Here is a 6,616-nt window from a genome sequence, read left to right as displayed (position 1 = left end):
TAGAAATGCATTATAATACTAATTATAGAATCTCTGGCTTTGAAAGAGGTGTAGATTATTTTTAATTATACAAGAACCGGTAAAGCTCTTTTTTATGTTGGGTTGGTTGTTTTTGCGATTGGTTTTGCTTTAAGTGACCGATTTGAATTGGTGGAGGAAGTGCCTGAAGCTCTTGGGGCATTGTCTACCCCCCTTATCGTTGTAAGCATACTTTTATTACTTTCAACTAATTTTTTCAGAAAAAAAAGAGAAACAAAAAATAATTAAAACGAGCATTTAGCTGCTCGTTTTAGTTAGGATTATTTAGTTGATACTCTTTATTGGTGCCATCCGTAAAAGTGATTTCTAGATCTATAGCTGCATCTTCTGGTAATTTGAATGCATCTTGTACAGCTTTTATAACTTCTTCTTGAGATGTATCTTTGTTAAAGTCAAAGTTAGAGAAGATATTATCTAGTTTGTCCATTGCTTCATTGCCTTTTAGGTCTAATTCATGTTCTTTATCCTTATACGTTGCTTCTGTTTTCTCTGTTTCTTGCTCGTAATCCACATCCACGGTGTCATTTATATTATTAAAGTCAGCATCCAAGTCGAAATCTGTAAATGGATAGCTCGTAGTTGTTTCTTTTTTAGTTCCGGCATCTCCTGTATCCGTATTATCATTTTCTCCCTGCTGTTGCTCTGTGGCATTGTCTTGTGGAGGATTTGTCACTTCCTCATTGTCACTACATGCAGTAATAATTATAACTAAAAGGAGAAAGGCTAATAAGCGTGTTATTGCTAATCTCTTTTTCATTCTTTTCGCTCCCATCTTGTTGTGAATATATGAAGTAGTATTACCCGAAAACACAGCTTTTAAACGTATGAGTTAGGATTGATTTTTCACTTTTATTCTATGGTAAGTTATGATAAAGTGTACAAGTTATCCGATTTAAGTGTTAAGCACATATAGAATGGGTAGTATAAAATGAGTTAAGAAATAGTGGGCACAGGCAGTATATATAGAAAGAAGGAAATAAAAGATGGGAGATCAAATGGATCAAACTAATAATCAGTCTGGAACTCCAGAGATTAACCGAGTACCTCTTATGATTGTATTAATTTCAGGGGCTTTTGTAGCTATCTTAAATCAGACCTTATTAGCTACAGCTTTACCTCACATAATGGCAGATTTAGAGCTGGATGCGAATACAGCGCAATGGCTGCAATCTGTATTTATGCTCGTTAACGGTATTATGATTCCAATAACAGCATTTTTAATTGAACGTTTTACTACTCGAAGATTATTTTTAACGGCTCTAATTACTTTTGCTGCGGGGACTTTAGTTTGTGCTTTAGCACCGAATTTTGCAATGCTAATGGTCGGCAGAATTTTGCAAGCTGCAGCAGCAGGAATTATTATGCCATTAATGCAAACAATTCTATTTTTAATATTCCCAATTGAAAAACGTGGGTCTGCCATGGGGATGTTCGGTTTAGTGATTGCCTTTGCTCCGGCTATCGGACCAACACTATCTGGATGGTTAGTTGAACACTATCCTTGGAGAAGTTTATTTTATGTAATCCTTCCAATTGTTATTATTGATATTTTCGTTGCATATTTTATTTTGAAAAATATTACCAAACAAACATTTCCTAAAGTGGATGTATTATCGATTATATTATCTTCCTTTGGTTTTGGTGGTTTGCTATATGGATTTAGTACAGCAGGAAATTCCGGCTGGCTAAGCTTGCAAGTTGCGATAGCTATGATTGTTGGCGCAGTATCACTCACATGGTTTATTTTAAGACAGATGAAGTTGAAACAGCCTATTTTGGAATTTAGAGTATTTAAAAACAGTATTTTCACGCTCACTACCATCCTGGGCATGGTCGTCTTTATGGCAATGATTGGTGGAGCTGTTGTACTTCCATTACTCATGCAGAACATGCTTGGTTTTAGTGCATTTGAATCTGGTTTAATGCTGTTACCCGGCGCAGTCGTCATGGGGATAATGAACCCGATAACAGGAAGAATTTTTGACAGGTATGGTGCTAAATGGTTAGCGATCATTGGTTTATCTATTGTTACGGTTACTACGTTTATGTTTACAAACTTGGATGAAAACACTACGTTTGCTTACTTAGCAACTGTTAATGCTGTTCGTATGTTCGGTATTGCAATGGTAATGATGCCGGTAACGACAGCTGGTCTTAATCAGCTTCCAGCTCATTTGATTCCACATGGAACAGCTATGAATAACACGATGCGCCAAGTTGCTGGTGCTGTCGGCACTGCATTGCTCGTAACCGTCATGACGAACAGCGCTATACCTGAACAAGGTGTGCATGGTTTCATTCATGGTGTAAATGTGTCCTTTATTGTTGCTGGTGTGTTCGCAGTAATTGCTTTAATCCTTGCCTTTTTTATTAAAGGCTCCAGATCAGAGATAAAGCAATCTGCCTAGATCTCCAAGTATAAAAAAATATTTTGAAAATACTATTGACATACGCTCCAATTCTCTCCATAATAATATGAAATATAGATGAACGTTAATGAAGGATTAGTATGTGTTGGAGTAGTGACAGAGAGTGATATTTAGCAGCTGGAAGATATCGCCACGATCTCCTTGCAGAACCTGCCTTTAGAGTCCCATGCAAAACATGGGCGCTATTCAGCGTTAGAGAATGAAGTGGGATGCACTTTGCATCCAATAATGGTGGTACCGCGGAAGTGAAGCCCTTTCGTCCTTATATATAGAGGATGATTGGGCTTTTTTTAGTTCCGTTATTTAAGAGAGCTAAGAGAAGAAAAATATAATGGATAGTGTATAGGAGTAGAGATGAATGAGCAAAAAAAGAATTGTTGTAAAAATTGGCAGTAGTTCTTTAACAAATGAATGTGGTGAAATCGACCAAAAAAAGCTTGATGAACATGTGAAAGCAATTGCTGGTCTTAGAGAAGCAAACCATGAGGTAATTCTTGTTTCCTCTGGCGCCGTGGCTGCAGGCTTTCCTAAGATAGGGTATTCTTCCAGACCTGTTACCGTAAAAGGCAAACAGGCTGCGGCCGCAGTAGGACAAAGCCTTCTTATTCAGACATATATTGCTAAATTTAAAGAATTTAACATCATCCCTGCCCAAATATTATTGACGCGGGAGGATTTTGCCAGTCGGGAACGATATCAAAATGGCTTTGCCACAGTCACTGAATTACTTGATAGGGGAATTTTACCAATTATTAATGAGAACGACACCGTTGCGATTGAAGAATTAACTTTTGGAGATAATGATATGCTCTCAGCACTTGTTAGTGGGTTTATTCATGCTGATTTATTAATTATGCTAACAGATATTAATGGATTATATAATGGGAATCCTCGAACGAACCCTGATGCAGAAAGATATGACTATCTTGAAGACATTACAGACGAAATGCTGAAGGAAACAGATGATAGAGGTTCAAAAGTTGGAACGGGTGGTATGAAATCAAAGCTACAGGCCGCCAAAACATCTCTTTCTTTAGGAGTCTCTGTTTTTATCGGTCAAGGAAGAGGAAAGGATAAACTGCTTCGTATTCTGGCAGGTGAAGGTGATGGTACTTATATATCCAATGGATCCCTGCAACCGATTAATACGAAAAAGCAATGGATAGCCCTTCATTCGGAAACAAGTGGAAAACTCTTTATTGATCAAGGTGCCGAGGAGGCCATTTTATACCATGGCGGAAGCTTGCTGCCAGCAGGAGTCTTCAAAGTGGAAGGTCGGTTCAACATAGGTGATGTTGTAGAAGTATATGGGTTAAATGGTTTACTTGGAAAAGGAGAGGTGAGTTGTTCATCTGATGATGTAAATCGTGCTATAAATAGAAGAAATGGAATAAGCGATAAGTCAATCATACCATCAGTAGAAGTGATTCATCGCAACCGTTGGGTGAATGTAAAATAAAGGAGGAGTTTTTATGACAGAGGTAAAGGAAAAAGGGAAGGCTGCCAAGGAAGCAAGCTTTGTTTTAATGCGTGTTACTACCCAAGAAAAAAATGAAGCATTAAGGTTAATTGCAGAACAATTAGTTCTAGATCAAGAGAAAATACTTGCAGAAAATCAAAGAGATTTGGAAGCTGGCAAAAAGAAAGGTATTTCCCCTGCAATTCTTGATCGAATTATGCTGAATACACAACGAGTGAACGGCATGATTGATTCCATCTATCAGCTCGTAGAGTTAAACGATCCGATTGGGGAAGTACTGGAATCGATTGAAAAGGAAAATGGCTTGCATATCCAGAAACAGCGCGTTCCAATTGGAGTCATTGGAATGATTTATGAAGCTCGGCCAAATGTAACGATTGATGCGGCAACGTTAACACTTAAAGCAGGGAATGCTGTGATATTAAGAGGAAGTTCGTCTGCAAAGTTTTCCAATATGGCACTCGTACAATCCATTCACGAAGCTTTAAAGAAAAGTAAACTACCTGTCAACACAGTGCAACTGATAGAAGATACCAGTCGTGATTCAGCAAAGGAATTATTCCGATTAAATGAATATCTGGATGTATTGATTCCACGTGGAGGAAAAAATTTAATTGACACAGTTGTAAAAGAAGCTACCGTGCCAGTAATAGAGACAGGGGCAGGTAATTGTCATGTTTTTATTGATGAATCCGCAAAAGAGGAAATGGCTATAGATATTGTTTTAAATGCAAAACTGCAGCGACCTTCTGTATGTAATGCAATTGAAAGTGTATTAATACATGAGGGATGGTTTATGGAGCATGGGAAGAAACTGCTACAGGCACTTCATAATAATGGGGTGCAGACTGTAGGGGATGAAAATGTCTGTGAGGTTTACCCTGATGCAGAAAGAGCAACAGAGGAGGCATGGTCAACTGAATATCTCGGTCTGTCTATAAGCATAAAAGTTGTATCTTCTTGTAGTGATGCTATTCAGCACATAAACAAATACGGAACAAAGCATTCAGAGGCAATCATTACAGAAAATGATGAGCATGCTACTCAATTTATGCTTGGTGTAGATGCGGCTGCTGTCTACCATAACGCCTCTACACGATTTACGGATGGCTTTGAGTTTGGGTATGGAGCAGAAATTGGCATCAGTACTCAAAAACTACATGCAAGAGGACCAATGGGTTTACAGGCAATGACATCAAGTAAATTTGTTATTCATGGAAATGGTCAAATACGGAATTGAATAATATAACAAACGATAGACACATTTCTATGCTTAGAAATGTGTCTATTTTTAAAGGTATTTTACCTTGTTAAATAGAAATAATGATTAATAAGTAATTGACAGGAGTTGATTGTAATGATTAATATTGAGGATTTTATGAAAGTTGATATGAGAATAGGAACCGTCTTGGAAGCAGAGCCTTTTCCTGAGGCAAAGAAACCGGCAATTAAAATGAAGATTGATTTTGGAGAAATAGGAATAAAGCAGACCTCTGCTCAAATCACCAAGCGATACTCCCCTGAAGACCTGATTGGTCAACAAGTGTAGGTGTCGTAAATTTCCCACCAATGCGTATAGCTGGATTTAAATCAGAAGTCCTTGTAATCGGAGGAGTCCCTCAAGAAGGTGATGTGGTTTTATTACGCCCTGATGAAAAAGTGGAGAATGGAACTTCAATATCTTAAAAAAGGATGAAGCATGTTGGCATACGAATTGAAAACGAAAGAAAATGATGAAAATGTAATTGAGTTTATAGAAAAAGTGGAAAATAACCGGAAGCGTGAGGATGCATATAAACTACTGGAGATTTTTACAGAAACAACTGGATATGAAGCGAAAATGTGGGGAGATAGCATTATTGGCTTTGGTTCTTACCATTATAAATATAAAACTGGTCATGAAGGAGATGCACCACTTGTAGGTTTTTCTCCGAGAAAAGCAAGAATAAGTTTGTATTTTGCAACAGGTGATATGGAGCGTGAAAAATTATTGAAATCCTTAGGTAAGCATAAATCCGGAAAGGCTTGTGTGTATATTAATAAGGTGGAAGATATAGACATAAATATACTAAAAGAATTAATCCTTCAATCTATTACCTTTTTGAGAGAGACCTATCCTGAATAAGAGGGAATTCATAGAAGAGCTACTAATTACCTTAATTATATTGCCAAAATATGTTAAACTAAAAGTAGGAAGTCAATAATAGCTCTACGAAGGGGTTGATCTGCGATGAGTAGAAAAATACTTGTAGCGTATGATGGTTCTCCATTAAGCAGACAGGCTATTGAAGAGGCGAAACAACAGGCGGCCATCAAACAAGGTGCAGAAGTGTATGTCATAGCAGTGGCGAGAACTTCCGGTCCTAACACAAATGTAGTTGTTTCCAGAAGCATAGGGAATGAACTCGCAGAACATTTTCATCCACAGCTTGAGAAAATAAAGCAAGAATTTGAACGTCTAGACATCTCCATATTTATGGAAGTTATTGTGGGGGATCCAAATGAAAACCCAGGAAAAAGCATATGTAAGTTCGCTGAAGAACAAGGTATCGATCTAATTATTGTAGGTAGTAGAGGATTGGGAAATGTAAAGAAGATTATCCTCGGCAGTGTGAGTAACTATGTTGTCCAACATTCTACGTCTCCTATATTAATAATAAAATAAATG

General features: G+C 37.5%; 6 protein-coding genes and 1 pseudogene. 6 read left to right on the top strand and 1 reads right to left on the bottom strand.

The window, feature by feature from the left end:
- Window positions 1–289: 289 nt before the first annotated feature.
- Window positions 290–796, bottom strand: a complete 507-nt coding sequence (locus tag JCM12304_RS18670; RefSeq protein ID WP_060681984.1) for a YusW family protein — start codon at window positions 794–796, stop codon at window positions 290–292.
- A gap of 226 nt (window positions 797–1,022) precedes the next feature.
- Here JCM12304_RS18670 and JCM12304_RS18665 point away from each other — a divergent pair, with 226 nt between their 5' ends.
- The 6 genes and pseudogenes from JCM12304_RS18665 (at window position 1,023) to JCM12304_RS18640 (ending at window position 6,613) form a co-directional block, all read left to right on the top strand.
- Window positions 1,023–2,447, top strand: a complete 1,425-nt coding sequence (locus JCM12304_RS18665; RefSeq protein WP_121615660.1) for a DHA2 family efflux MFS transporter permease subunit — start codon at window positions 1,023–1,025, stop codon at window positions 2,445–2,447.
- 379 nt (window positions 2,448–2,826) lie between these two features.
- Entirely contained in the window at window positions 2,827–3,927 is a 1,101-nt protein-coding gene (proB, locus tag JCM12304_RS18660) for a glutamate 5-kinase (RefSeq protein ID WP_060681983.1), read from the top strand.
- 13 nt (window positions 3,928–3,940) lie between these two features.
- Window positions 3,941–5,188 (top strand): glutamate-5-semialdehyde dehydrogenase, encoded by a 1,248-nt coding sequence (locus JCM12304_RS18655; protein WP_060681982.1) that lies wholly within the window; start codon window positions 3,941–3,943, stop codon window positions 5,186–5,188.
- A gap of 117 nt (window positions 5,189–5,305) precedes the next feature.
- A pseudogene (csaA, locus tag JCM12304_RS18650) lies at window positions 5,306–5,634 on the top strand (chaperone CsaA).
- 13 nt (window positions 5,635–5,647) lie between these two features.
- Complete coding sequence (locus JCM12304_RS18645) at window positions 5,648–6,073, top strand: DUF1801 domain-containing protein (RefSeq protein WP_060681981.1); 426 nt, start codon at window positions 5,648–5,650, stop codon at window positions 6,071–6,073.
- Window positions 6,074–6,178: 105 nt separating this feature from the next.
- Complete coding sequence (locus JCM12304_RS18640; protein WP_060681980.1) at window positions 6,179–6,613, top strand: universal stress protein; 435 nt, start codon at window positions 6,179–6,181, stop codon at window positions 6,611–6,613.
- Window positions 6,614–6,616 lie beyond the last annotated feature (3 nt).

It is taken from the genome of Virgibacillus halodenitrificans JCM 12304 (assembly GCF_001310895.1).
Classification (GTDB): domain Bacteria; phylum Bacillota; class Bacilli; order Bacillales; family Amphibacillaceae; genus Virgibacillus_Q; species Virgibacillus_Q halodenitrificans.
The sequence above is the reverse complement of the archived record's forward strand: the minus strand, read 5'-3'. Positions and strand labels throughout refer to the sequence as shown.